The organism is Bhargavaea sp. GQ12 (genome assembly GCF_059758705.1).
In genome coordinates this window covers 145,557-169,660 of sequence record NZ_JCAXEU010000002.1, presented here as the reverse complement: position 1 = coordinate 169,660, position 24,104 = coordinate 145,557, and the positions used below count along the sequence as shown (strand labels likewise).

The 24,104-nt window shown below is 55.0% G+C and carries 22 protein-coding genes and 1 riboswitch; of the genes, 14 read left to right on the top strand and 8 right to left on the bottom strand.

Annotation, left to right across the window (positions count from 1 at the left end):
* Positions 1–3: 3 nt before the first annotated feature.
* Both dmpG and AC6CHQ_RS02595 read left to right on the top strand, forming a co-directional pair.
* Entirely contained in the window at positions 4–1,029 is a 1,026-nt protein-coding gene (gene dmpG / locus AC6CHQ_RS02600) for a 4-hydroxy-2-oxovalerate aldolase (protein WP_498080804.1), read from the top strand.
* Between the two features lie 314 nt (positions 1,030–1,343).
* Positions 1,344–1,859, top strand: coding sequence for a nuclease-related domain-containing protein (locus AC6CHQ_RS02595; protein ID WP_498080803.1), 516 nt, complete (start codon positions 1,344–1,346; stop codon positions 1,857–1,859).
* A 454-nt stretch (positions 1,860–2,313) separates the two neighbouring features.
* Here the strand turns inward: AC6CHQ_RS02595 and AC6CHQ_RS02590 are convergent, their stop codons facing one another.
* The 8 genes from AC6CHQ_RS02590 to AC6CHQ_RS02555 form a co-directional block, all read right to left on the bottom strand.
* A complete protein-coding gene (locus tag AC6CHQ_RS02590) occupies positions 2,314–2,520 on the bottom strand; it encodes a hypothetical protein (RefSeq protein ID WP_498080802.1) in 207 nt (68 codons plus the stop codon).
* Between the two features lie 23 nt (positions 2,521–2,543).
* Positions 2,544–3,746, bottom strand: coding sequence for a M20 family metallopeptidase (locus AC6CHQ_RS02585; protein WP_498080801.1), 1,203 nt, complete (start codon positions 3,744–3,746; stop codon positions 2,544–2,546).
* Between the two features lie 21 nt (positions 3,747–3,767).
* Positions 3,768–4,634: a MetQ/NlpA family ABC transporter substrate-binding protein gene (locus AC6CHQ_RS02580; protein WP_498080800.1), complete on the bottom strand. Its 867-nt coding sequence runs from the start codon at positions 4,632–4,634 to the stop codon at positions 3,768–3,770.
* 43 nt (positions 4,635–4,677) lie between these two features.
* Positions 4,678–5,340: a methionine ABC transporter permease gene (locus AC6CHQ_RS02575; protein WP_092050296.1), complete on the bottom strand. Its 663-nt coding sequence runs from the start codon at positions 5,338–5,340 to the stop codon at positions 4,678–4,680.
* Complete coding sequence (locus AC6CHQ_RS02570; RefSeq protein WP_498080799.1) at positions 5,330–6,355, bottom strand: methionine ABC transporter ATP-binding protein; 1,026 nt, start codon at positions 6,353–6,355, stop codon at positions 5,330–5,332. The genes AC6CHQ_RS02575 and AC6CHQ_RS02570 overlap by 11 nt, the downstream gene beginning before the upstream one ends.
* Positions 6,356–6,439: 84 nt before the next feature.
* A riboswitch (SAM riboswitch) is annotated at positions 6,440–6,553 on the bottom strand.
* Positions 6,554–6,999: 446 nt separating this feature from the next.
* Entirely contained in the window at positions 7,000–7,701 is a 702-nt protein-coding gene (locus AC6CHQ_RS02565) for an ABC transporter permease (RefSeq protein WP_498080798.1), read from the bottom strand.
* Complete coding sequence (locus AC6CHQ_RS02560) at positions 7,701–8,546, bottom strand: ABC transporter ATP-binding protein (protein WP_498080797.1); 846 nt, start codon at positions 8,544–8,546, stop codon at positions 7,701–7,703. The genes AC6CHQ_RS02565 and AC6CHQ_RS02560 overlap by 1 nt, the downstream gene beginning before the upstream one ends.
* A gap of 155 nt (positions 8,547–8,701) precedes the next feature.
* A complete protein-coding gene (locus AC6CHQ_RS02555) occupies positions 8,702–9,757 on the bottom strand; it encodes a LytTR family transcriptional regulator DNA-binding domain-containing protein (RefSeq protein ID WP_498080796.1) in 1,056 nt (351 codons plus the stop codon).
* 334 nt (positions 9,758–10,091) lie between these two features.
* Here AC6CHQ_RS02555 and AC6CHQ_RS02550 point away from each other — a divergent pair, with 334 nt between their 5' ends.
* The 12 genes from AC6CHQ_RS02550 (at position 10,092) to AC6CHQ_RS02495 (ending at position 24,103) form a co-directional block, all read left to right on the top strand.
* Positions 10,092–11,720 carry a flavin-containing monooxygenase gene (locus AC6CHQ_RS02550; RefSeq protein ID WP_498080795.1) on the top strand — a complete coding sequence of 543 codons (1,629 nt, stop codon included), beginning with the start codon at positions 10,092–10,094 and terminating at the stop codon, positions 11,718–11,720.
* A gap of 22 nt (positions 11,721–11,742) precedes the next feature.
* A complete protein-coding gene (lipP1, locus tag AC6CHQ_RS02545; RefSeq protein WP_498080794.1) occupies positions 11,743–12,711 on the top strand; it encodes a LipP1 family hormone-sensitive lipase in 969 nt (322 codons plus the stop codon).
* A 232-nt stretch (positions 12,712–12,943) separates the two neighbouring features.
* The gene (locus tag AC6CHQ_RS02540) at positions 12,944–13,648 is read left to right on the top strand and encodes a response regulator transcription factor (protein ID WP_498080793.1); all 705 of its coding nucleotides are present in this window, start codon (positions 12,944–12,946) and stop codon (positions 13,646–13,648) included.
* A gap of 557 nt (positions 13,649–14,205) precedes the next feature.
* Complete coding sequence (locus AC6CHQ_RS02535; protein ID WP_498080792.1) at positions 14,206–14,790, top strand: TetR-type transcription factor C-terminal domain-containing protein; 585 nt, start codon at positions 14,206–14,208, stop codon at positions 14,788–14,790.
* A gap of 48 nt (positions 14,791–14,838) precedes the next feature.
* On the top strand, positions 14,839–16,020 hold the full coding sequence (locus tag AC6CHQ_RS02530) for an acetyl-CoA C-acetyltransferase (protein ID WP_498080791.1): 1,182 nt from the start codon (positions 14,839–14,841) through the stop codon (positions 16,018–16,020).
* Positions 16,021–16,039: 19 nt separating this feature from the next.
* Positions 16,040–17,608, top strand: coding sequence for a class I adenylate-forming enzyme family protein (locus AC6CHQ_RS02525; protein WP_498080790.1), 1,569 nt, complete (start codon positions 16,040–16,042; stop codon positions 17,606–17,608).
* Positions 17,602–18,843: an acyl-CoA dehydrogenase family protein gene (locus AC6CHQ_RS02520; RefSeq protein WP_251239567.1), complete on the top strand. Its 1,242-nt coding sequence runs from the start codon at positions 17,602–17,604 to the stop codon at positions 18,841–18,843. Before AC6CHQ_RS02525 ends, AC6CHQ_RS02520 begins: the two co-directional genes overlap by 7 nt.
* Positions 18,840–19,823, top strand: coding sequence for an NADPH:quinone oxidoreductase family protein (locus tag AC6CHQ_RS02515; protein WP_498080789.1), 984 nt, complete (start codon positions 18,840–18,842; stop codon positions 19,821–19,823). Before AC6CHQ_RS02520 ends, AC6CHQ_RS02515 begins: the two co-directional genes overlap by 4 nt.
* A gap of 32 nt (positions 19,824–19,855) precedes the next feature.
* The gene (locus AC6CHQ_RS02510; protein WP_498080788.1) at positions 19,856–20,968 is read left to right on the top strand and encodes a type 2 periplasmic-binding domain-containing protein; all 1,113 of its coding nucleotides are present in this window, start codon (positions 19,856–19,858) and stop codon (positions 20,966–20,968) included.
* Positions 20,969–20,992: 24 nt separating this feature from the next.
* Positions 20,993–22,111 carry a TRAP transporter substrate-binding protein DctP gene (gene dctP / locus AC6CHQ_RS02505; protein WP_498080787.1) on the top strand — a complete coding sequence of 373 codons (1,119 nt, stop codon included), beginning with the start codon at positions 20,993–20,995 and terminating at the stop codon, positions 22,109–22,111.
* Between the two features lie 70 nt (positions 22,112–22,181).
* Complete coding sequence (locus tag AC6CHQ_RS02500; RefSeq protein WP_498080786.1) at positions 22,182–23,534, top strand: TRAP transporter large permease; 1,353 nt, start codon at positions 22,182–22,184, stop codon at positions 23,532–23,534.
* 5 nt (positions 23,535–23,539) lie between these two features.
* The gene (locus tag AC6CHQ_RS02495; protein WP_498080785.1) at positions 23,540–24,103 is read left to right on the top strand and encodes a TRAP transporter small permease; all 564 of its coding nucleotides are present in this window, start codon (positions 23,540–23,542) and stop codon (positions 24,101–24,103) included.
* Position 24,104: the final 1 nt, after the last annotated feature.

Genomic DNA, 24,104 nt, shown 5'->3' with positions numbered 1-24,104 from the left:
ACCATGACAAAACAAAGAGATATTCTTTTAACCGAAGTCGCCCTGCGGGACGGGAGCCACGCCATTTCCCACCAGTTCACGGTCGACCAGGTTCTTGACGTGACAAAAGCGCTGAATGACGCGAACGTGCCATACATCGAAGTGTCTCACGGGGACGGCCTTGCCGGCTCATCCCTCCAGTACGGCCTGTCCAGGACGAATGAAATGGAACTGATCGAGGCAGCGGCATCGGTCGCCGACAAATCCAAGATTGCGGTACTCCTCATTCCGGGCATCGGCACACTTCACGAACTCAAGGAAGCGGCGGGTCTCGGTGCGAAAATGGCACGGGTTGCCACGCATGTCACAGAAGCGGATGTGTCCCCGCAGCATATCGCCTATGCCAAAGAACTCGGCATGGAAACGGTCGGCTTCCTCATGATGGCGCATATGGCACCGGTTGAAAAACTCGTCGAGCAGGCCAAGCTCATGGAAAGTTACGGAGCGGACACCGTCTACGTCGTCGACTCCGCCGGCTACCTGCTTCCGGAGCAGGTCCGCGAACGCATCCGCGCACTGAAGCAGTCGATCGGCGTCAACGTCGGCTTCCACGCTCATAACAACCTGTCGCTTGCCATGGCCAACACGCTTGCGGCAATAGAAGAAGGCGCGACACGCATCGACGGAAGTGTCCGCTGCCTCGGCGCCGGAGCGGGCAACACCCAGACGGAAGTCCTCGTCGCCGTTCTGGAGCGGATGGGCATCGAAACAGGCGTCGACCTGTACAAAATGATGGACCTGGCTGAAGACATCGTAGCGCCGATTCTCCAGAGCCCTCAGGAAATCACGAAAGACAGCCTGACACTCGGCTACGCCGGCGTCTACTCCAGCTTCGCCTTGCATGCCAAGCGGGCCGCCAAAAAGTTCAACATCGACTCCCGCGACATCCTGATCGAACTCGGAAAGCGCAAAGTCGTCGGTGGCCAGGAAGACATGATCGTAGATGTGGCCGCGGAGATCGCTGCGAAGAAAGAGAAAGTGCTTAGCTAAATAGATAATGGAACCCGCTGACTTCCCCAATGGGAAGCGGCGGGTTTTTAAATGTGGGGAGGGAATGACGAGACTGGGGCGGTGAATGACGAGATTAAGGACCCGAATGACGAGATTTTAACAGTGAATGACGAAACCGTTCTGTGAATAGGGGCCAAATGTGGCTTCCTTAACTCGAGGAAATTCAATTTTAGGCCTCAGGGCTAATACAAATTTCAATAATGTCATCGGAATCTGCTTCAATTCGCAATCTCAACAGATTGTGTATCACGCTTTCTCAAGGCATGATATGGTCTCCTAAAGGAGGGAACGCTTTGGAGGAGCGGCCATATCCATTGGAATTATTGCAGTTGGAAAGCATGCTTCGCAGGCTGCACCGGAACCACCCGGAACGGGATTGGATTGCCGATCGGATTAAAAGAGTGGAAGCGGGATATAGCGGGGAACAGAAAGTCGATCAATACATGAAAAGCATGAGGCTGCCAGGCAACTGGTGGGTCCTTCGGGATATCCGGCTCAGGATCAATGAAGCCTATGCGGCACAGTTTGATACCTTGCTGGTGACAGACAACGGGATTGTCATCATCGAGGCAAAGATGATCAAGGGGACGCTTCACTATCTTGAGAACCCCCGTAGGCTGGAACGCACCGAAGAAGACGGTTCAGTTCTCACGTTCGACTGCCCGATGATTCAACTTGAGATCAGAAGGAAGGTCTCACCGATTGGCTTCGCCAAAGAGGCTTCACGAAAAAGATTAGCGGAGTGGTGGCATTCGCCGCGCGCAATACATGGATCGGACTGCCGGAGAACGCACCTTTCGTATCGGTAAAGGAATTGCCCTATATACTGAGGCGTGAAATTGCGTCAGCAGCCGATCCCGGCGGTACACCGGCAAACATGATTGTCAGCCGGATTCTTGCAGAAGAGCTTGGGCCCGAACGGATACAGATTGATCAACACTATGACGTCAATCCGCACGAGTTCAAAAGAGGTCTCCTGTGTGAAAAATGTGATGGTCAATTGAGATGGATGACAAGAAGAAAGCTGGAATGTCCCACCTGTGGCGTTCCAGCGGGTAATCCATACCAACAAGCCCTGCTCGATTACTTTTTGCTGATCAACCCGGTCATTTCCACACGGACATTCTGCGAGTTCACCGGAATACCTTCCATATCTACCGGACACCGCCACTTGAATAGTGTTGAACTGGACGTACTCGGCAGCACCAATAAACGGGCATTCAGATTCGATCCAATGAGGCACTTGAACAGAAACACATTGATTCAGAAACGATAGTCGGCGATGATTTCGTCATTCGCACGTCCAATCTCGTCATTCAGCTGAAAAGTTTCGTCATTCGCGTCCCGGGAGAGGTTGAATGACGAAGCTGCGGCCTCGAATGACGAGATTAAAGCTCCGAATGACGAAACCGCCGCCCCGAATGACGAAACCACCCCAAATCGAAAATCCCCCGCCACGGCCAAAGCCATAGCGGGGGATCTCATCAACCTAATTATTCACCTTTAGCCGCAAGTGCCCTTGCAAACTCATCCTGAATCTTCTTGAGCAGCAGCTCTTCCGTAAGCAGCCGGTATCCCGCCGCAGCCATCGCTTTGGCGCCGCGGATGAGGGCTTCGTCGCCGACCGGGGAGGCGGCGGCTTCGCGGAATTCATTGGTGTGCCCGATCAGGTCTTCCGGCCCGATCTTGATATGCGGGTGGGCGGTCGGAACAGCATAGCTGATGTTGCCGGCGTCGGTGGAGCCTTTGCCGGAACGCTTTTCATCGATGACGTGCTCGCCGACGGCCGACAGTTCCTGGCCGATCGTTTCATCGAGAACGCGGTTCAGGACAAAGTCACGGACTTCATTTTGGAACCGTTCGATCTTGACCGTGGCGCCGGTCGCGAGGGCTGCGCCTTCAGCGACGGCACGCACTTTTGCCGCGACTTCCTCGGTCCGGGACCAGGTTTCCGCACGGATATAGAAGCGGGCGGAGGCATAGTCCGGAATAATATTCGGTGCATCGCCGCCGTGCGTAATGATGCCGTGGATCCGGACATCTTTCGGCAGTTGCTGGCGGAGTGCGTTAATGCCGTTGAACAGGCCGATGACAGCATCCAGCGCATTGATGCCTTTTTCCGGAGAACCGGAGGCGTGCGCGGAGCGACCGTAGAAGTGGAAATCAAGCGGATCGACAGCAAGCGTCTCGCCGGTAGGAGCCGTCTTACCGCCCGGGTGGATCATCATGGCGACATCGACATCCTCCAGGAACCCGTGGCGGACAAAGCTTCCTTTCGCGCTGCCGTTCGGGCCGCCTTCTTCGGCCGGAGTGCCCAATACGACCACCCGTCCGCCGGTTTCATCTAATCGTTCCCCGAGGGCTATTCCTGCTGCGACACTCATCGTTCCGATGATGTTGTGTCCGCAGGCGTGTCCGAGTCCCGGAAGCGCATCGTATTCCGCCAGGTAAGCGACAGTCGGACCTTCTTTCCCGCTATCCTTCACGGCATGGAATGCCGTTTCGTGTCCGGCGACATTCCGCTTAACCGTGAATCCGGCTTCCTCAAGCAGCGCGGACAGCAGGCCGCTCGCGTACACTTCCTCATTTCCGATTTCCGGGCGGGCATGGATGTCATGGCTTACTCCGATATAGCGCTCTCGATTCTCTTCGATTGATCCCCAAATCTTCCCTCTCGCATCCTGTGCAACGGTCATTCCGGATCCCTCCACTCAAGATTACTTTTTCAGTTCTTCAAATGCCTTGTCCAGCTCTTCCTGGCTGAGTTCGACGAGGATGGATCCGTCATTCGTGTCTTCTTTAACAGCCTCGGCAATGTCTTCTTCCTGGTAAAGCTCTGCGATGCGCTTGTACGTTTCATTATCCTTGTCCTCACCGCGTGCCGCGATGATGTTGACGTAAGGGTGGACGTTTTCGTCGGTTTCATCTTCCACGAAGATGGCATCTTCCTTAGGGGAGAAGCCGGCCTGTCCGGCCACGCCGTTGTTGATGACCGAAGCGGCGACGTCAGGCAGGACGCGCGGCGTCTGCTGGGCAGTCATCGGCAAGATATCGAGGTTCAGTTTGTTATCCGCAATCTTGGACGGGTCACCGAACATGCCAAAGTCGTCAGCAAGTGTAATAAGTCCGGCGCTTTCAAGTAGAAGAAGTGCGCGTGCCTGGTTGGACGGGTCATCTGGGATGGCAATTTTGTCGCCTTCCTTCAGCTCGGAGACGTCAGAGATTTTCTCGGAATACAGACCCATCGGTGCGAACATCGTGGAGCCGATCGGAATGATGTCGTTGCCGCTTTCAGTGACATACTGGCCGAGGAACGCGATGTGCTGGAAGGCGTTCAGTTGGATGTCCCCTTGGGCAAGGGCGTTGTTCGGAAGCGTGTAGTCGGCGAACTCGATCAGTTTGATTTCGATGCCTTCTTTTGCTGCCTTTTCCTGCAGGATCGGCCATTGTGCGCCGTCCGCGCCGTTTACGCCGATCTTCACTTTGACGGTTTCGCCGTCCGCATTTTCTCCGCTTGCCCCGCCGCATGCCGCAAGGGTGAGGGAGGCAATCAGGGCGATTGCCAGAATCCAGATTTTTTTCATAATAGAGACTCCTTTTTGTTTTATACGTGCGGGGCGGCTTTTATCAGCGCCGCATGATTTTCCTGGAGAGCGTGTTCCCGAGCCACTGTGCCAGCTGCACGAGGACGATCAAAATCAGTACGGTGACGATCATGACGCTGGCGTCAAAGCGCTGGTAGCCGTAGGTCATCGCGATATGGCCGAGGCCTCCGCCGCCGACCGTTCCGGCAACGGCCGAGAAGTCGATCAGCGTGACCGTGACGAACGTCAGGCCGAGAACGAGTGGTCCGAGCGCTTCCGGGATCAGGACCGTGAAAATGATCCGGAGCGGGCTTGCGCCCATAGCCTGCGCGGCTTCGATGACGCCTGGGTCGATGCTGACGAGGTTGTTCTCGACGACCCTTGCGATTGTAAAGCTTGCGACGATCGTCATCGGGAAGATCGCGGCCGCCGTTCCAATCGTCGTGCCGACCACGAGGCGTGTCACCTGCGAGATGGCAACGAGGAAGATGATGAACGGCACCGGCCGGATGATATTGATTACGATATTCAATAGGTTAAAGAGGAATTTATTCTCCAGAATATTGTTCTGGCGGGTTACAAACAGGAGGAGCCCCATGATGATGCCGAGGATCGATCCGAAAATGAGTGTGGCGATGACCATAGTGATCGTCTGGCCGGTCGCTTCGACGATCCGCGGCCAGAAGGATGTCCAATCAACGTTCAATTTCCTGCACCTCCTCGATGTCTGTCAGGGTTGCAATTTCCTTGATGGCGGCTTCGACGTCCGCCGGATCGCCGAGGAACGAGACGATCAGATTTCCGAACAGCCGCTCCTCAAGCTCCCGGACGGATCCGTACACGATGTTGAACGTAATCCCGTGTTTTGCCGTAACCGTCGAAAGTACCGGCTCGTTCGCGACAGGCCCTTTGAACTGCAGGCGGTACAGCCTGCCGCCGCCGGCTTCCCGCCACTCGGCGAGGACATTCGGGGAAGGGAGGTCCTGCTGGACGGAATGAATGAACCGCTTGGTCGTCGTGTGTTGCGGATCCGTGAACACTTCGAACACGCCGCCCGACTCGATCACTTCACCATTCTCCATGACGGCAACTTTCGTGCAGACCGACTGGATCACTTCCATTTCGTGAGTGATCAGGAGGATCGTGATCCCGAACTCCCGGTTGACCTGTTTCAGGAGGCGCAGCACATCTGCCGTCGTATCCGGGTCAAGCGCGGATGTCGCCTCATCACAGATCAGGATGTCCGGGTTGGTTGCGAGCGCCCGCGCGATTCCGACGCGCTGCTTTTGCCCGCCCGACAGCTGATCCGGATAATCCTTCGCTTTGTCCGCAAGGCCGACGAAGCGGAGAAGCTCTTCCACACGGGTGTTGATCTCGTGCTTCGGGGTGCCGGCAAGCTTCAGCGGATACGCGATATTCCCGGCAACCGTCCGCGAATTGAACAGGTTGAAGTTCTGGAAGATCATCCCGATGTTCCTGCGTTGCTTTCTCAGCTCTTTGGCGGAGAGGGACGTGACATTCACGCCCTGGATTTCGATCGAGCCCTCACTCGGCCGCTCCAGCAGGTTCACCAGCCGCAGCAACGTACTTTTTCCGGCTCCGCTAAAGCCGATGATTCCGTAGATGTCGCCCTGCTCGACTTTCAGCGACACATCCTTTACCGCGTGTACTTCACGCTTTCCAAGCCGGAATGTCTTGGAGACTTGTTTAAATTCAATCATCCGGCGTACCTCCTGTTGTTGTCAGAAATGAAAAAATCCTCTTAATCTCATAAAGAGAAAAAGAGGACCGGGTAGGCCATCTTTTTCTCATCTTCCAGATGCACCAGGCATCTGCAGGAATTAGCACGGTGCCTCCACTGAGTGGGGTCCGCTGCCGAGACGTCCTAGGGCCTGTCCCTCGGTCTCTCTTGATAAGAAAAGATGTGCATATTCGATTAGTGCAAGAATTGAAACTAACTTTACTGGGATAAAGTAAGGAAGTCAATGACTTGCAAAAAGTATTTTTATTCTGATTAATTGTGAATATAATGGAAGCGTTTGCGACTCGTTGTGGCGTACGGGGAGTGGAGTTTGCAGGACCATTACGTGAAAAATAGAGGACGGCATATTTAGTGGGTGAAAAGCTTCCGGCATGGCGGAAGCTTTCAACTGGAAGTATAGAGCGGGAGGTTTCGTCATTCCCCGCTTAATTTCGTCATTCAGCATCTAAATCTCGTCATTTGCATCCTGGAAATTTGCGAATGACGAAATCGGAGGCGTGAATGACGAGATTGCCGTCCCGAATGACGAAACTTTCATCCCGAATGACGATATTGAGCCCCATAATAAAACCCCGGCACTCACATGCCGGGGCTTACACTCTATCAGTCCATCCGTCGTTTACGGTACACAATCACAGTCGCTGCGACTGACACTACAGCCCATACAGTGAGGATCAGGAACGATTCACTGGCGGCAGCACCGTTTTCCAATCCAACCCAGATGTTCATCAGCAATTCATTCGGGAGGTAATCCATCACGGTCAAAATCGCTTCATTCGTAATCATCGACTTGAACATCGAGGACATTCCGAAGATCAGCATGACGGGCATACCAATGATGCTTGTTTCCATGACTGTTCGGGACAGCAGTCCGAGCAGCGTGCCGATCGCGAGGAAGATGACGAGTGCGATGACAATGCTAAGCGCAAACAGGGGGAGGGAAGGGACACTGAATTCAGCAAGCCAGATGCATCCGGCCACGACAACCAGTGTCATGACCCCGCTCAGCAGGCTTTTCCCGATAAACACTTCTGCCACGCTTGCCGGAGACAGCAGCAACCCGCGCAATGTATTCTTTTCCTTTTCTTCCGCAACCATCGCGGCCTGGACAAAGGCACCGGCGATGACCAGGGCGAAGACAATCGGGAAGGAAATCATTTCTGCGCTGTCCGCGCCGATACGCCCGAGCCAGGCAGCGAAGAAGAGGGGCAGGGCCAGCGTGAACAGCACGTACGAGTTGCGCTGAAGGTCTTTCCAGTCTTTCACGAAAATTGCGTTGACACGCTTCATCGAAAATGTGGTCATCATAGGTTCCTCCCGGTCAGTTGTACGAACAGGTCGCCGAGTGTCGGCTCATTCGAGTGGATCGTCAGCAGGTTTCCGCTTGCCATGTAGCCGGCGATTGCAGCGGCTCCGGATTCATTTGGCTCTACGGTGACAGTTGTCTTGTCTTTTAGTAAAAGAGAAATTGTCGGGCTGCCGGACATCGTCCGCAGGTTCTGCGGGGTATCGAACAGCTTAATCTCCCCATCATGGAGGAAGGCGACCCGGTCGCACAGTGCTTCCGCTTCATCCATATCGTGTGTGGTCAAAAAGATCGTCGTGCCTTCCCGGTTCAGCTCGCGGAGCCCTTCATGGATATGCTTGGTCGTCGTCGGGTCAAGCGCTGACGTCGGCTCATCAAGGAACAGGAGGGCCGGCTTATGAAGGATGGCCCGGGCGAGTGTGACGCGCTGCTTCATCCCTTTGGAAAGCTTTTTGACAGGTGTCTTTTCTTCGCCGAGAAGGTTCACCATCTCCAGCACTTCGCGGATCCGCTCTTTTCCGACGTCGTACAGATCCGCATAAAGCGCCAGATTGTCCTGGACGGTCAGCCGGTCGTACAGGCCGCTGTTATCGGTCAGGATGCCGATCTTCTTCATGCGTGACGGGTCTTTCAATAAGTGGACAGGCTCTCCGAACACCCGAACATCGCCAGCCGTCGCCGCGAGCTGCGCGGTCAGGATTTTAATCGTCGTCGTCTTGCCTGATCCGCTCGGTCCGAGGAATCCGATTGTCTCTCCCTTGCGGACCCTGAAGTCCACATCTTTCAGTGCGAGTTTGTCTCCGAATGATTTGACGAGGCTGTTGACCTCAATGATGTGCTCCATCATGATCGCTCCTTTTCTGCCGTTCGTTTTCTTGACTCCACCTTACCGCGCCACTTTAAAGAACGCAGTAATATCAAGGTGAAAGGAGCTTCCGGCACGGTGAATGGAGCAAATAGCAGGTGAATGGAGCGCTAATATTAGTGCTGACAGAACGGTCAGATGCCGAGGAACGTCTTCAGTTCTGCGTACTTGCCCTTGGATAAGGGGACGGTGCTTTTATTGGGGTCCTCCAGAATCAGGCTGTAGCTGTTGCGTGTCCACGTGATGACTTCGCGCACACGCTGGAGGTTCACGATATAAGACCGGTGGCAGCGGAAAAACCCGAATGGCTGAAGCCGCGTTTCGAGGTCCGCCATCTTGATCGCGCATGGGAACGTCTCGCCCTGGACATGCAGCTGCGAGACGCCTTCCACGCTTTCCACGAATACGATCTCCGTCGGATCGAATAAAATCAGCTTTTCGTTTACCTTCGCGGGGATTTTGTTGAACTGGAGCTGCGGTGATGGAATGTCACCTTCAGTCTCCGGTACCGTTTCTTCGACAGGAACAGAATCCTCTAAAATCTCTTCCTCCTCCGCAACCTCAAACAATTTCAGTCCGCCTGCATTAAGCCGGTAGACGGTATCTCCCATCGTGACCGCATTTTCCAGATTGCTCGTCGTCAGCAGTACCGCGCCGCCGTCCGCCGTAAACTCCGCCAGCACCCGCTGCAGAATGATCCGGCTCTCGACGTCCAGGTTCTGTTCCGGCTCCTGCAAAATCAGAAGATCCGGTTTATGTACGAGCGCCCGTGCCAGTTGCACGCGGCGTTTTTCGGAATACGACAGCTTCGAAATCCGGGTCCGTCCGCGCTCTTCCAGACCGACCTGACGGAGCAAGTCTTCAACTGTCGCCCCGGTATTATGCAGGTTGCGGAACAGCCGCAGCTGCTCCGATGGGGTCAGTCTTTCATAAAGGGCATCATCCAGCAGCACCACCCCGATGCGCGAGGCCAGATTCCGGAACTGCCGGCCGACCAACTCTCCGGCAAACCGCACCTCCCCGTGGGAAGCGGGGGCCATCCCCGTCACCATCCCGATCAGCTGCAGCCCGGCCTCGTGCTCGCACTGCACAGCCGTCACGGCGCCCGACTCCACACTCAAATCAAAGCGGGGAAACACCACCTGATTCCCCGCCATTTTCTCCACCTGATGAAATTCCAAAATCCCCAAGATGCCTGCCTCCCGCTGTCTGACTGTTGTTAATCTTAGTGTAAAGAACACAAAGGCATCGGGCAATAGAGGTTCTGGATGTGAAGAGGTTAATATTAGCCCTCACCCCCCAGTCAGGGGATGAGTCACCGCATCCGGGGACTGTTTTTCTGGGACCTTTCTCCCTTATCATCAAGACACGAAGGCTAAGCGGCTATTCGGAATACGGTTCAAAAGGGGGCTTCAACATACCTGAACACGGTTTGATGCTGAATAAAGCAGAATTTTGTAAGCGCATACAACTTAAGCTTAATGATCAGGCTGCGAAACTCACTGGAAGGAAAGGGAGATGCCGATGAATCAGCAAGTCGATTTTGATGCGGTTGTGGTTGGTGCCGGGTTTTCAGGTTTGTACATGCTCCATTTGCTGAGGGAGGCGGGTTATTCGGCCCAGCTTTATGAGGCTGCGGGCGACGTGGGCGGAACGTGGTACTGGAACCAGTATCCGGGAGCCCGCTGCGATGTTCCTGCCGAGTTTTATAGCTATACATTTTCCGAGGAGATCCACCGGGACTGGAAATGGTCCGCCGTCTATCCGGAACAGGACGAGATCCTCTCGTATATCAAGTATGTCACCGACAAGTTGGATCTTCGGAAAGACATCCAGTTCAATACGCGCATCACGGATGCAAAATACGATACGGAGGCGCACACGTGGACGGTCAATGTCGGAGGCGGCCAGAATGTGACGTCCAAGTACTTTATCCCGGCGATCGGGAACGTCTCGGTTCCGCATGCGCCGGCCATTCCGGGGCTCGACAAGTTCCGGGGCCAGACGTACCACACGAGCCAATGGCCTCATGAGCCTGTGGACTTCAAGGGCAAGCGGGTCGCGGTGATCGGGACGGGCTCCAGCGGCGTTCAGGCGATCACCGCCATCTCCAAAGAAGCGGAACATCTGACCGTCTTCCAGCGGACACCGCAATACGTCATGCCGGTGGAGAATCCGAAAGTGGGCGAGGATGACCTCGAGAGGAGAAGGGCTGAATTCCCGACGCTCCGAAAGCGGGTCCGCGAACACATCGTCGGAATGCCGTGCTTTGACGTGAGGAAGCCGTATTCGGCGCTTGAGGACACCGAGGATGAACGGAACAGGCATTACGAAGCACTCTGGCAGGAAGCAAAGGGCTTCCAGATGCTCTATGCGTATACCGACCTTACGATCAATGACGAGGCGAATGCGACGATCGCCGAGTTCGTCCGCGGAAAAATCCGTGAAATCGTGAAGGATCCGGTAAAGACGGAGAACCTTATGCCGACTTACCTTCTCGGAGGCAAGCGGCCGGTTGTCGCGACCAACTACTATGAATCGTATAACCGAGAAAACGTCGACCTGGTGAACCTGAAAAAGACGCCGATTGCGGAATGCACCGAGAACGGCCTTGTCACTGCGGACGGGACGGAGCATGAACTGGATATCATCGTCTTCGCGAGCGGATTCGATGCGATGATCGGACCGCTTGCCGGAACGAAGATCCGGGGCAGGGAAGGCATCACGCTAAAAGAAAAATGGGATGACGGCCGAAATCTGAAAACTTATCTCGGGGTCTGCCATGTCGGGTTCCCGAATATGTTTACCATTACGGGTCCGCACTTCCCGCTTACCGCCAATGCACTCGCGGTAAACGAAGTCATCGCAGAGTGGGTGATCGACTGCATCGAGCACGCCGAAAAGCAGGGGCTGGCCGAAGTGGAAGCGACGCCTGAAGGGGAAGAAGATTGGACCGCTCATGTCAATGAAGTCGGCGAGCAGTCGATCTATGCGAGGACCGACAGCTGGTATACCGGTGCGAACATTGAAGGCAAACCGCGCGCCTTCTATGGCTACACGGGAGATTTCCAGACCTACCAGGACCGCTTCGAGAAGTCCAAGGACTACAAGACACTTGCCGTAAAGCCGCTCCAACAAGTTGAAACCACCTGACCAAAATAGGGAGGAATATTGAATGATAAACTACGATCCGCAGATTGTCGCAATGATTGAAATGATGAAGCAGGCAGGCGGCCCGCCGGTCCATACACTGCCGCCGGAACAGGCGAGAGAAGTCATGGCAGCCATGAACGCTGTGGAGCAGGTGGAGGAAGTCGGCAGCGTGGAAGACAGGAAAATACCTGGACCGGAATGCGAGATTCCGATCCGGATTTATAAGCCGAAAAACGCTGCGGCATCCGGTGTGCCGGTGCTCGTCTACTACCACGGGGGCGGCTGGGTGGTCGGCAGCGTCGAATCCTATGATCCGGTCTGCCGCAAGATCGTGAACCGCGCGGAGTGCATCGTCGTATCCGTCGATTACCGGCTTGCACCGGAGCACAAATTCCCTGCGGCCGTCATCGATTGTCAGGCTGCCTTCGAATGGGTCAAGAAAAATGCCGGTAAAATCGGCGGTGACCCGGATCGGGTGGCAGTCGGCGGCGACAGTGCGGGTGGAAACCTGGCGGCAGTCGTGTCGGCAAACCTGAAGGATTCCGAGGAACTGAAAGTCGCCTATCAGCTGCTCGTCTATCCGACCACCGGCACCGGCGGCAAATCCGAGTCGTACCAGAAATACGGCTCAACATGCCCGATCATCCCGACCGAAGTCATCTCCTACTTCTGGAACCACTACTGGAGAGACGCGAGCGACGGAAAGCACCCGGACTTCAGCGTCTACTCGCGTGAAGACGTGAGCGGCGTGGCACCGGCGACGATCATTGCGGCACAGTATGACCCGTCCCTCGACGACAGCAAGCTCTATGCACAAAAGCTTATTGCGGCCGGCGTCGATGTGGACTACAAGGAGTATCCGGGCATGATTCACGGATTCTTCACGATCGACGCGATTGACAAAGGCCTGGAAGCCATCGAGGACGCGTGCAGCACATTGAAGGCACAGTTCGAAAAACTCCAGCCAGCAGAAGCCGGAGTGGCGAAATAACAATCATTGGAAGGCGCTTTGCTCAGGCAAAGCGTCTTCTTTTTTATATCGGTGAAAGTAGATTCTAAGCTGTTGAAACTACACAATCGGGGCGGGGAATTACAAGTAACGCAGAAATTGTCGCAATCCATAAACTTTCATCGGAACATTCAAAATCATTTGACGAATCGTTATGGTCTCTTATAATGATATTCATAGCATAGCAATAGACAGCGGAAGAGGGGGAAAATCGGTGGCCACATTGGAAATGGACCAAATGATTTCAAGACTGCAGCATGTCCCGGGTCATGAGGATCAGATTATCGAGATGCTTGAAGGGTTTCTCGAGGTGTTTCCCATTTTGGATGTGGGGCTGTTCCGGTACTCCCCGATCGGTTATCTCACGGAAGGTGTCATGGCGATCGTTCCGGAAAATAACGGACTGACAGAACTGAGCCATATCCGCGATATCCGGGATGATATCCGTACCGTGCCTCCCGTAAAGGAAGCGGTCCGCGAAAGAAAAGCCGTACTGGTGAAGGGCGAGGAATTTATCAAGTACAACTTCAGGTACCGATTTTCCCAAAACACGAAGTTTTTGCTGTTCGTCCCGATCTGCTTCCGCAACACGGTGATCGGCGTGCTTTCCAGCACCCAATTTTCCGCAGGGGAAAAGGAGATTGAAGCTCTGCTTCCCGCCATTACCCGGTACGGGGTGGAAGTCGGCAGGATTTTCGAGCGTCCATATCTGAAAAGCGGCGACTCCGAGCTGCTGAATGCAAGGGAAATGGAAATCATGTATTTGCTGTCGCTCGGTGAAAGCACCAAGTCGATTGCGGAGAAAATCCACCTCAGTGAATTCACCGTCCAGGACTACATCAAGGCGTCCCTGAAAAAGCTGGGCGTCCGCAACCGCACACAAGCGGTTGCGGAGCTGCTGAGAAAAGGGATCCTGTGATAGGAGTGATTTCGTCATTCGATCGGGCAATCTCGTCGTTGAATCAGTTAATCTCGTAATTCGACGCGTTAATTTCGCCATTCACATCCAGGAAGAGGATGAATGACGAAACCGAGCGTTTGAATGACGAAACTGTAGCCCTGAATGACGAGATTGACCACTTAAACAAGAACAAGTGATGGAGTGACCAGGAAACTGAAATTGTAGATGGATATAGCTCTGTTTCTTCTGAGAACAGCAGGAAACCATTCTCCGTCATTCTGTTTAACCAACAATAATCTGTCTTTCGAGCTGAATATCACTATTTGAACCATGTTCAAATAATTCTTGGCCCTTGTTCTTGAGCAAGGGCCTTTTCCATATAAATAATTTGAACAATGTTCAAAAAAGTTCTTTACAACACATCCATGAGGCGTATAATAGGGATCAACTCCTAATAGTCTGATAATTTAATTGAGTTCAAAAACTCCTTGTTCCAAAGAGGGAGATTCCCAGATACCGGCTCATTTATGTAAGCCCTTACAAAATGACTGCCGGCGCTAACCGAGGTGATGGCCATGAGAAATGCGAGTCGCAAGCAACAGGAGAAGAGAGAGAAGATCATCATGTCCGCGATCGCGATTATGAACCGTGAGGGATTCAAGTACACAACGATGGAGCAGGTGGCCTCCGAGATGCAGATGACGAAGGGGTCCTTGTATTACTATTTCCGGAACAAGCAGGACCTGATGTTCCAGTGCCACGAGCTCGTGTTGGATCAGGCCATCGAGGACCAGCGCGAGGCATTCGAAGCGGAAGGGACTTATGAGGAGAAGCTCTGCAGAATGATTCATTGTCATATCGATTACGCAGTCAACCGCAAAGAGACGTTCAACATGATCATCCAGCCGGAGCAGGCGTTTGAGAAGGGGCAGCTGCCCTCGATCGTCGAGAAACGCGACGACTACGCCCGCCTGTTTGACCGGGCAGTGTCGGAAGGGATCGGCGCGGGCGAATTTCGGAACTCCGACGTGAAGATCATCCGAATGATCCTTCTCGGAGCGATGAACTGGGTCCAGACCTGGTACCGGAAGGACGGGCTGATCGGCCTGGATGAACTGAAAAATCTTTACGCGGAATACCTGATGAAGCTCCTGAAGTAAGGAACTTCACAAGGCCAACACATATAGAAACCTGGAGGAGATGGAGAAATGACTGAAGTTTATCTGATTGACGGCGCACGGACGGCATTTGGGGCATTCGGAGGATCATTCGCCAACACGCCTGCCGATGAGCTCGGGAAGACGACGGCAATCGAGGCGATGAAGCGCTCGAATGTCATCCCTGAAGACATCGACCATGTCATCTACGGGAATGTCATCCACACGTCGACGAACGCATCCTACCTGTCTCGGCACATCGGACTCAAGGCGGGTATCCCGCAGGAAGTGCCGGCGTTGAACGTGAACCGGCTTTGCGGTTCCGGAACGCAGTCGATCGTGTCCGGCACACAGATGATCAAGCTTGGTGACGCGGGAATCGTGCTTGCCGGCGGAGCGGAGAACATGTCGATGTCGCCGTACGCCAGCTTTAAGGCCCGGTTCAGCCAGCCGAAGATGGGCGGCATGCAGTTCGACGACATGCTGCTGTCGACGCTGACCGACGAATACACCGGAAACGGCATGGGGATGACGGCGGAAAAGCTGTCCGAAATCCACGGCATCAGACGGGAGGAGCAGGACGAGTTCGCCGTACTCAGCAACCAACGCGCGGCAGCCGCCCGAGAGTCCGGCCGATTCGCTGAAGAGATCATCGGCGTGGAAGTGAAGACGAGAAAAGGTTCGAACACAATCACCGAAGACGAACACATCAAGCCGGAAGCGAGCACCGAAACTCTCGCCAGGCTCCGCCCTTCTTTCAAAAAAGACGGGACGGTCACCGCGGGGAACGCGAGCGGCATCAACGACGGAGCGGCCAGTGTCGTCATTGCCGGAGAAGATGCGGTCAACAAGCACAACCTGCAGCCGACAGCCCGTATCGTCAGCTATGCCATTACGGGAGTCGACCCGACGATCATGGGAATCGGCCCGGTACCCGCGATCCGCGAGGCACTCCGACGCGCCAACCTGACGCTGGACCAGATGGACCTGGTCGAAGTCAACGAAGCGTTCGCAGCCCAGTATCTCGCGGTCGAGAAGGAACTCGGCCTGGAGCGGGAGCGGACGAATGTGAACGGCGGCGCCATCGCACTCGGCCACCCGGTCGGCGTCAGCGGCACCCGGATCGTCTTGTCGCTCGCCTACGAACTTAAAAAGCGCAACGGCCGATACGGCGTCGCGAGCCTCTGCATCGGAGGCGGCCAGGGGATTGCGTTAGTCATCGAATCAGTCTGATTAAAGGAGCTGAACGACCATGACCACGTTGACGATTTCAAAGATGACGCTGTTCGGACGGGACAATATCCGTGTTTACGGGGAGCGCCCATCCTCCATTGCGGAATTCATCCATCAGTCGGTGGAAAAACACCCGGACAAAACTGCTGTCTCGAGCGAGAAGGGCGACCTCACCTACAGAGAGTTAGAGAGATGCACGAAAAACCTGGCCGTCTATCTCCAGAACGAGCTGTACATCCGGAAAGGCGACCGGGTCGCCAGCCTGATCGGCAACAGCCTCGAATTCCCGATCGTCTGCTACGCCTGCGCGATGATCGGGGCCATCATGGTTCCCGTCAATACGAAGCTGTCCAAAGAAGAGATCGCCTACATCCTCAATCACTCGGGAGCCCGGACGGTCCTTCACCAGGAACCGCTCAAAGAAAAAATCACCGAGACACCTCACCTTGAATCACATCATGAAATCACCGAACTCATCCGAAAAGTCGCCAAGGCCAACCTGGTTAATCTCCGGGAGACCACCGTCGAAGAAACGGATCCCGCTTACATCCTGTACACATCCGGGACAACGGGGCGGCCAAAGGGCGCGGTCATCTCCCATATCAATGTCATCCACAGCATCTTGAATTATAAAAACATCCTGAACTCTGATGAAACCCTGTCGACCGTCATAGCTGTTCCGATGTTCCATGTCACCGGCCTGGTCGGGCAGCTGCTCCACCAGTTCTATAACGGCGGAACGGTGTACTCGATGGAACGCTATCAGAACGAAGCCTACATCGACCTGGTACAGAAGCACAAAATCAACTTCCTGTTCAATGTCCCGACTATCTTCATCATGATGTCGACCAGCCGGAAGTTCCTCGAGAACGACTTCAGCTTTGTACGGAAAGTGGCCTACGGCGGAGCACCGATCTACCGGCAGACGTACGACACGATGAAGCAGGCCTTCCCGAATGCCGAGCTGCACAATGCCTACGGATCCACCGAGACGACGTCTCCGGCGACGCTCATGCCGATCGCCTACGACGAAAGCAAAGTCCGCTCATGCGGCCGGCCGGTTCCGGTTGCCGACATCAGGATCGTGGACGAAAACGGCGAGGAACTGCCAGTCGGTCACACAGGTGAACTTTACATCCGGGGCCCGATGGTCGTGGAGGGTTACTGGGACAACGAAGAAGCCAACCTGAAAAACTTCACCGACGGTTACTGGCACTCCGGCGACCTCGGCACGGTCGACGAAGACGGATTCGTCTACATCCTCGACCGCAAAAAAGACATGATCAACCGCGGAGGCGAGAAGATTTTCTCCATCGAGGTGGAGGATGCCCTGAAAGCCCACCCCGAGATTAATGAGGCGGCCGTGGTCGGCGAGCCCGATACCGTCTTCGGCGAACGGGTCAAGGCATTCATCGTCTCCCCAACGCTGAACGAAACGGACATCGAAGCCATCCGCCAATTCTGCCTCGAGCGCCTCGCAAAATTCAAAGTACCCGAATCGATCGTATTCCTGGATGAACTGCCGCGGAACGCCTCAGGCAAAATTCTGAAGACTGCACTGAAAAACAAAGGAGGATCATCATGCTAAAAGACCTATCCCCGAAAGCGCAAAAAATCAAGGACCAGCTCATTCAATTCATGGACGAACACGTCTACAAAAATGAGGCTGTGTACGAACAACAGCTCAATGACGCGGAAAACCGCTGGGTCGTCCCGCCAGTCATCGAGGAACTCAAGGCGAAAGCCAAGGCGGAAGGCCTATGGAACCTGTTCATCGACAACGATGAATTCGGTCACGGACTGACGAACTATGAATACGCCCATCTGTGCGAGATTATGGGGCGTTCCCTGATCGCGCCGGAAGTCTTTAACTGTAACGCACCGGATACTGGCAACATGGAAGTGTTCATGAAATATGGCACCGAAGAGCAGAAGGAAAAGTGGCTCAAGCCGTTGCTTGAAGGCGAGATCCGCTCCGTCTTCTCGATGACCGAGATTGAAGTCGCTTCCTCGGATGCGACGAACATCCAGGCATCAATCACGCGTGACGGCGACGAATACGTCATCAACGGCAAGAAATGGTGGTCGTCGGGTGCGATGGATCCGCGCTGCAAAGTCGCGATCGTCATGGGCAAGTCCGATCCGGAAGCGGAAACGTACCGTCAGCAGTCGATGATCATCGTGCCATTCGATGCGCCGGGTGTCGAGGTTAAGAGATACCTGCCGGTGTTCGGATATGACCATGCCCCGCACGGCCATGCGGAAGTGCACTACAACAATGTCCGGGTCCCGGCTTCCAACATCCTTCTCGGCGAAGGCCGCGGGTTCGAAATCGCGCAGGGACGTCTCGGCCCTGGCCGTATCCACCACTGCATGCGGGCGATCGGTGCCGCGGAACGCGCGCTGGAACTCATGATCGAGCGTGCGGACGGCCGCGAGACGTTCGGCTCCCGCAACATCGACAAAGCGGTCATCCGCGAACAGATCGCGGAAAGCCGGATCGAAATCGATTCCGCCCGTCTCCTGACTTTGTCCGCAGCCCACAAGATGGACACCGAAGGCAACAAGGCAGCACGCAAGGAAATCTCGATGACGAAAATCGCGGCACCTCGCATGTGCCTGAACGTCATCGACCGTGCCATACAGCTGTTCGGCGGTGCCGGCGTCTCGGATGACACCGTTCTTGCGGCTCACTGGGCCAATGCCCGCACGCTCCGCATTGTCGACGGTCCGGACCAGGTCCACCTCCGTGACATCGCCAAGCTGGAAATTCGCGAGCAACTGAACGAACGGACGTCCAAGGAAAAGGAGCCCGTGCGATGAGGGCATGGCAGATCACAAAACTGGATGATCCTCAGGAAGCGCTCGAGCTGAATAAAGTGACACCGTCCGAGCTCAAGCCCGGCCAGGTCCGGATCGGCGTCCGGGCGGCGGCGATGAACTTCTTCGATATCCTCCAGTGCCAGGGCAAATACCAGGAAACCCACGATCTCCCGTTCACACCGGGTGCCGAAGTCAGCGGCGTCATCAAGGAAACGGCTTCCGGGTCTGGCATGAAGGCGGGGGAGCGGGTCATCGCCACACCGCTCCTGCCGAACGGCGGATTCGCGGAAGATCTGGTAATCGACGAGTCGCTCGTCTTCCCGATCCCTGATGAACTGAGCCATGAAAAAGCGGCATCGATGTTCATCACCTATCAGACGGCATACTTTGCCCTCCACAGAATGGGCGGGATCCGCGAAGGCCAGGTGCTCCTCGTCCACGCCGGTTCCGGCGGTGTCGGATCCGCTGCTATCCAGCTCGGAAAAGCGGCCGGTGCCACCGTCATCGCGACAGCCGGATCAGATGAAAAAACGGAGATCTGCCGCCAGATCGGGGCGGACTATGCGATCAACTACCGCTCCGAAGACTTCGTGAAGGAAGTCAAAGGGATCACGGAAGGTCGCGGGGCGGACCTGATTTTCGATCCGGTCGGCGGGGACGTCTTCGACAAGTCGAGAAAGTGCATCGCCTTCGAGGGCAAGATTCTCGTTATCGGATTTGCGGGCGGACGCATCGCGGATGCCCCGACCAACCACGTGCTCATCAAGAACTACTCCGTCGTCGGCGTGCACTGGGGCTACTTCCGGAAGCTCCACCCGGAAGAAGTGTCCAACTACCACGACGCGCTCATGGAGTTATATAAGGAAGAAAAAATCGATCCGCTCGTCTACGGGGCGTATCCGTTCGAACAATTGCCGGACGCACTCGGCAAACTTTCGAACCGGGAGACGTACGGGAAGTTGTTGCTGAAGGTCAACTAATCCATCCGATTCAGGGGGAGGGGGAGAAATTAATGAAACCAAAGTCAAAGTTGCTATCACTGACAGCTTCTTTGCTCGGCGCCGCCATGCTTCTCTCAGCATGCAGCGGAGGGGAAGCAGCCGGAGAAAATGATGAAAATGTCGTTCTCCGGGTCGCAACAGGTCTCAGTCCACAGCACGCTTTCTGGGAAGGCGGAATTGTACCGTGGATGGACCGTGTCGAGGAACTCACTGACGGGCAAGTGGAATTTGAATCGTTTACTTCGGGGGAACTGGTAGCCGTTCCCGATGAAGGTGAAGCTGTCCTAAATGGAACCGTGGATCTCGCAATCGTGCTCCCGGTCTATGAACCGGATCAGTATCCGATGGCAGAGATCACGATGCTGCCGCTTAACCATTCCGATACCGTCATCGGATCAAATGCCTGGAGAAGTCTTCTTGAGAGCGATGTTGAGCTGCAGGACGGCAAGACCTTCACGGAGCTTCAGTTCGGCGAGTTCAAGGTTTTCCCGATGCCGACAACTGCTGAGTATTCGATCTCTACTACTGGCAAGGAATTCACTTCTGCCAGTGACGTCATCGGAACTTCTCTTCGTACGCCTTCGAGGATCCATGAGATGTACTCAAAGGAAATCGGAGTCAACAGCATTACGATGCCGGGTGTGGAAATGTATGACGCGTTGAGCCGGGGAGCATTTGACGGCAGTTTCTACAGCATTGCGGACTGGACGGGGTACGGATTCCAGGACCTGTTCCGCTACACCGTAACAGGGGTCAACTTCGGTCACTTTAATGCCTTCCTCGGAATGGATCAAGACCGATTTGACTCACTCCCGGAGAATGTCCAGGAGGCAATGGAACAGGCAACCGACGAGTATTTCGCGGACGCCTCCCAGATCTGGATGGACCGCAGGGATGAAGTCATCGCTTTGAATAAAGAAGTAGGCGGGGAGTTTGTTGACTTCAGTACCCTGCCTCAGGATGTCCAGGACCATATCAATAAAGGCATGGAGAATACCTGGTCAAACTATGCGCAGCTTCTCGAGGACGATGGACTTCCAGGAAATGAACTAATCAGGCTTTGGAGAGATCTGATGGTCGAAGCAGGCGGGAAGGTCCCTCAAAACGTCATGGAAATGGAATAGCCAATAGAAAAGGAGTTGAACTAGATGAAGTGGACAAAAAAGACCAAATGGGTGGGGGCGGTCCTTCTTGGGGCTTCCATGATGCTCGCGGCATGCAGCGATGAAGCTGCCGAAGGCGAAGCTTCTGCAGAGGGCGAAAAGATCACGCTCCGCGCTGCGACGGGACTCAGCCCGCAGCATGCCTGGTGGGCAGGCGGCATGGAGCCCTGGATGGAGCGGGTCACCGAGCTGACGGACGGCCAGGTGGAGTTTGAGACGTTCACATCCGGCGAGCTTGTCGCGGTTCCGGACGAGGCCGAAGCGGTGGAAAATGGCACGGTCGACGTTGCCCTGGTCCTGCCGATCTACCAGCCGGACCAGTTCCCGATGGCGGAAGTGACGATGCTCCCGCTCAACCACTCCGATACGCTAATCGCATCGAACGCATGGAAAGCGCTTCTTGAGAGCGATGTCGAGCTGCAGGACGGCAAGACGTTCACCGAGCTCCAGTTCGACCAGTTCAAGGTGTTCCCGATTTCTACTACTCAGGAGTACTCCATCTCGACGACCGGCAAAGAGTTCGCTTCCGCCGGTGATGTGAAAGGTACATCGCTCCGTACACCGTCCCGGATCCATGAGATGTATTCCAAGCAAACGGAGCTCAACAGCATCACGATGCCTGCGGTTGAAATGTACGATGCATTAAGCCGGGGCGCCTTCGACGGCAGTTTTTACAGCATTGCGGACTGGACGGGCTACGGATTCCAGGACCTGTTCAAGTACACCGTGACCGGCATCAACTTCGGCCACTTCAATGCATTCATCGGCATGGATGAAACCAAGTTCGAGTCCTTGCCTGAGAATGTACAGGAAGCGATGGAACAGGCGACGGAAGAGTACTTTGAAGACTCCGCGCAGATCTGGATGGACCGCTCCGATGAAGTCATGAAGATGAACGAAGAGCAGGGCGGCCAGTTTGTCGACTTCGCGACGCTTCCTCAGGACGTACAGGACCACTTTAATGAAGGAATCGAAAACACATGGGGCGACTATGCCAAGCTTCTCGAAGATAACGGCCTTCCTGGCACCGAACTCGTCAAGCTCTGGAGAGACCTCATGATTGAACAGGGCGGCGAAGTGCCGCAGAAAGTCAAAGATATGTAATAGAAAAAATGAAAAGGCGATAATCCTGGCATTATCGCCTTTTTCTCAACCTAAATGGGGGTGAAACAACATGGACAGCTATTTGGTGGTCGCAATCATCATCTTTATGATGATCGTGTTCCTTCTGATGGGGATGTATATCCACGCCGTCCTGCTGGCAAGCGGCATCATCGGCCTGATTTTGCTCGAGGGCTTCTCGATCCTGCCGGGTCTGCTCGGAAATGAACCGTTCAACCGGGTGGCGAGCTACACGCTCACAACCATTCCGCTGTTTGTCCTGATGGCGCAGTTTATCTTGCACTCAGGCCTGGTCCAGGACATTTTCTACATCGTTCACAAAATCTCGCGCGGGCGTCGGAGCCTTCTCGGCACACTCACGCTCATCATCGGAGGGATGCTCGGGGCGGTATCCGGGTCCGGGACGGCCACGGCTGCATCGCTAGGTCAGGTTGCGGTACCGGAACTGAGGAAGCACGGCTACAGCGGCCCGCTTGCCGGTGCCATCGCATCGGCAGGGGGATCGTTGTCCGGCATCATCCCGCCGAGCATCATCCTGATTCTTTACGGGGTCGCGACGGAAACACCGGTCGGCGCGCTGTTCATCGGTGCGTTCATCCCCGGCGTGCTCGTTATGACAACATTTATCATCGCGATGCTGTTCTACTACCGGAGAGAAATGAGGCGGTCCCCGGCCACAGCGGAAGCTCAGGCTGAAGTCGCCGCCGCGGCAGAAGCGGAAGCAGCGGAGGAGAAAATCCCTGTGGCGAGGCTCGCCGTCTCCGTCATCATGGGCTTCCTGATCGTCGCCACGATCTTCGGCGGCATCTATTCCGGGATCTTCACGCCGACGGAAGCCGGCGCCATCGGATCTGTTGTCGGCTTGCTGACCGCACTTCTTCTCGGCAAGGTGAACCTGAATTTCTTCAAGGCATCCCTCACGGAGACGATCAAGCTGACGGGAATGGTCATGCTCATCATGATCGGCGCACAGATTTTCGGCCGGTTCGTGTCGCTCTCGCTGCTTCCGAGAAAACTGATCAATCTGCTGGAACCGCTGATGGCGACACCGGCACTTGTCCTGCTCCTGATTTCCGCAATCCTCTTTATCATGTTCATGTTCATCGAAGGGGCGGCGGTCATCCTCATGACGATCCCGGTATTCCTGCCGATCATTACGGCGCTTCAGGTTGATGTGCTCTGGTTCGGGGTGTTCATCTCCGTCATCTGTACGATCGGGCTGATCACGCCGCCTGTCGGACTCAGCGTTTATGCGGTATCCGGCGTGACGGGCATCAGCTCGGGCTCGATTTTCAAAATTGGCATGGGGTTTGCGGTCTTTTCGATGATCGTCGTCTGCGGTCTCATGATTGCCTTCCCTGAATTGGCGACATGGCTGCCGTCAATCAGCGGCGGAAAGGGGTGAGCGGAATGACGACCTTCTATAAACTTTACGGCTATTTCGGGGTCTTGAAGAAGATCGGTCTCGTAATCAGTGCCGTCGTCGCACTGATCATGATGTTTTTCATCACATACGACGTCGTGATGCGGAACGTGTTCTCCAGCTCAATTCGGGGCGGGTTTGAAATCATCCAGAACTACATGATGCCGCTTGTCGTGTTCCCGGGCCTGGCCTACGTGTATGCATCCGGCGTCCTCCCGAAGATGGAGCTGCTGTTTGCGAAGTTTTCCCCGCCGGTAAAGCGGATCCTGATCCTGCTCCTGATCGCGATCGAAGTGTTCATCCTTGTTCTGGTCGTCCAGTTCAGCTGGATGTATGCGATGGACGGCATGGAACGGAACACATCCTTCCCGGCAGCCGGAACACTGTATCAGCTTTGGCCGGTGTTCTTCACAATCCCTGTTGCATTTGCACTGATTGTCATCGAGAACATTTTCCTATTCATTAAAAACCTGATCGAGAAAGATCCGACCTTCGTCGTGGAGTACAATCCGTCCGAGGAAGAGCAGATCATCAATCAGGCCGTGAAATGAG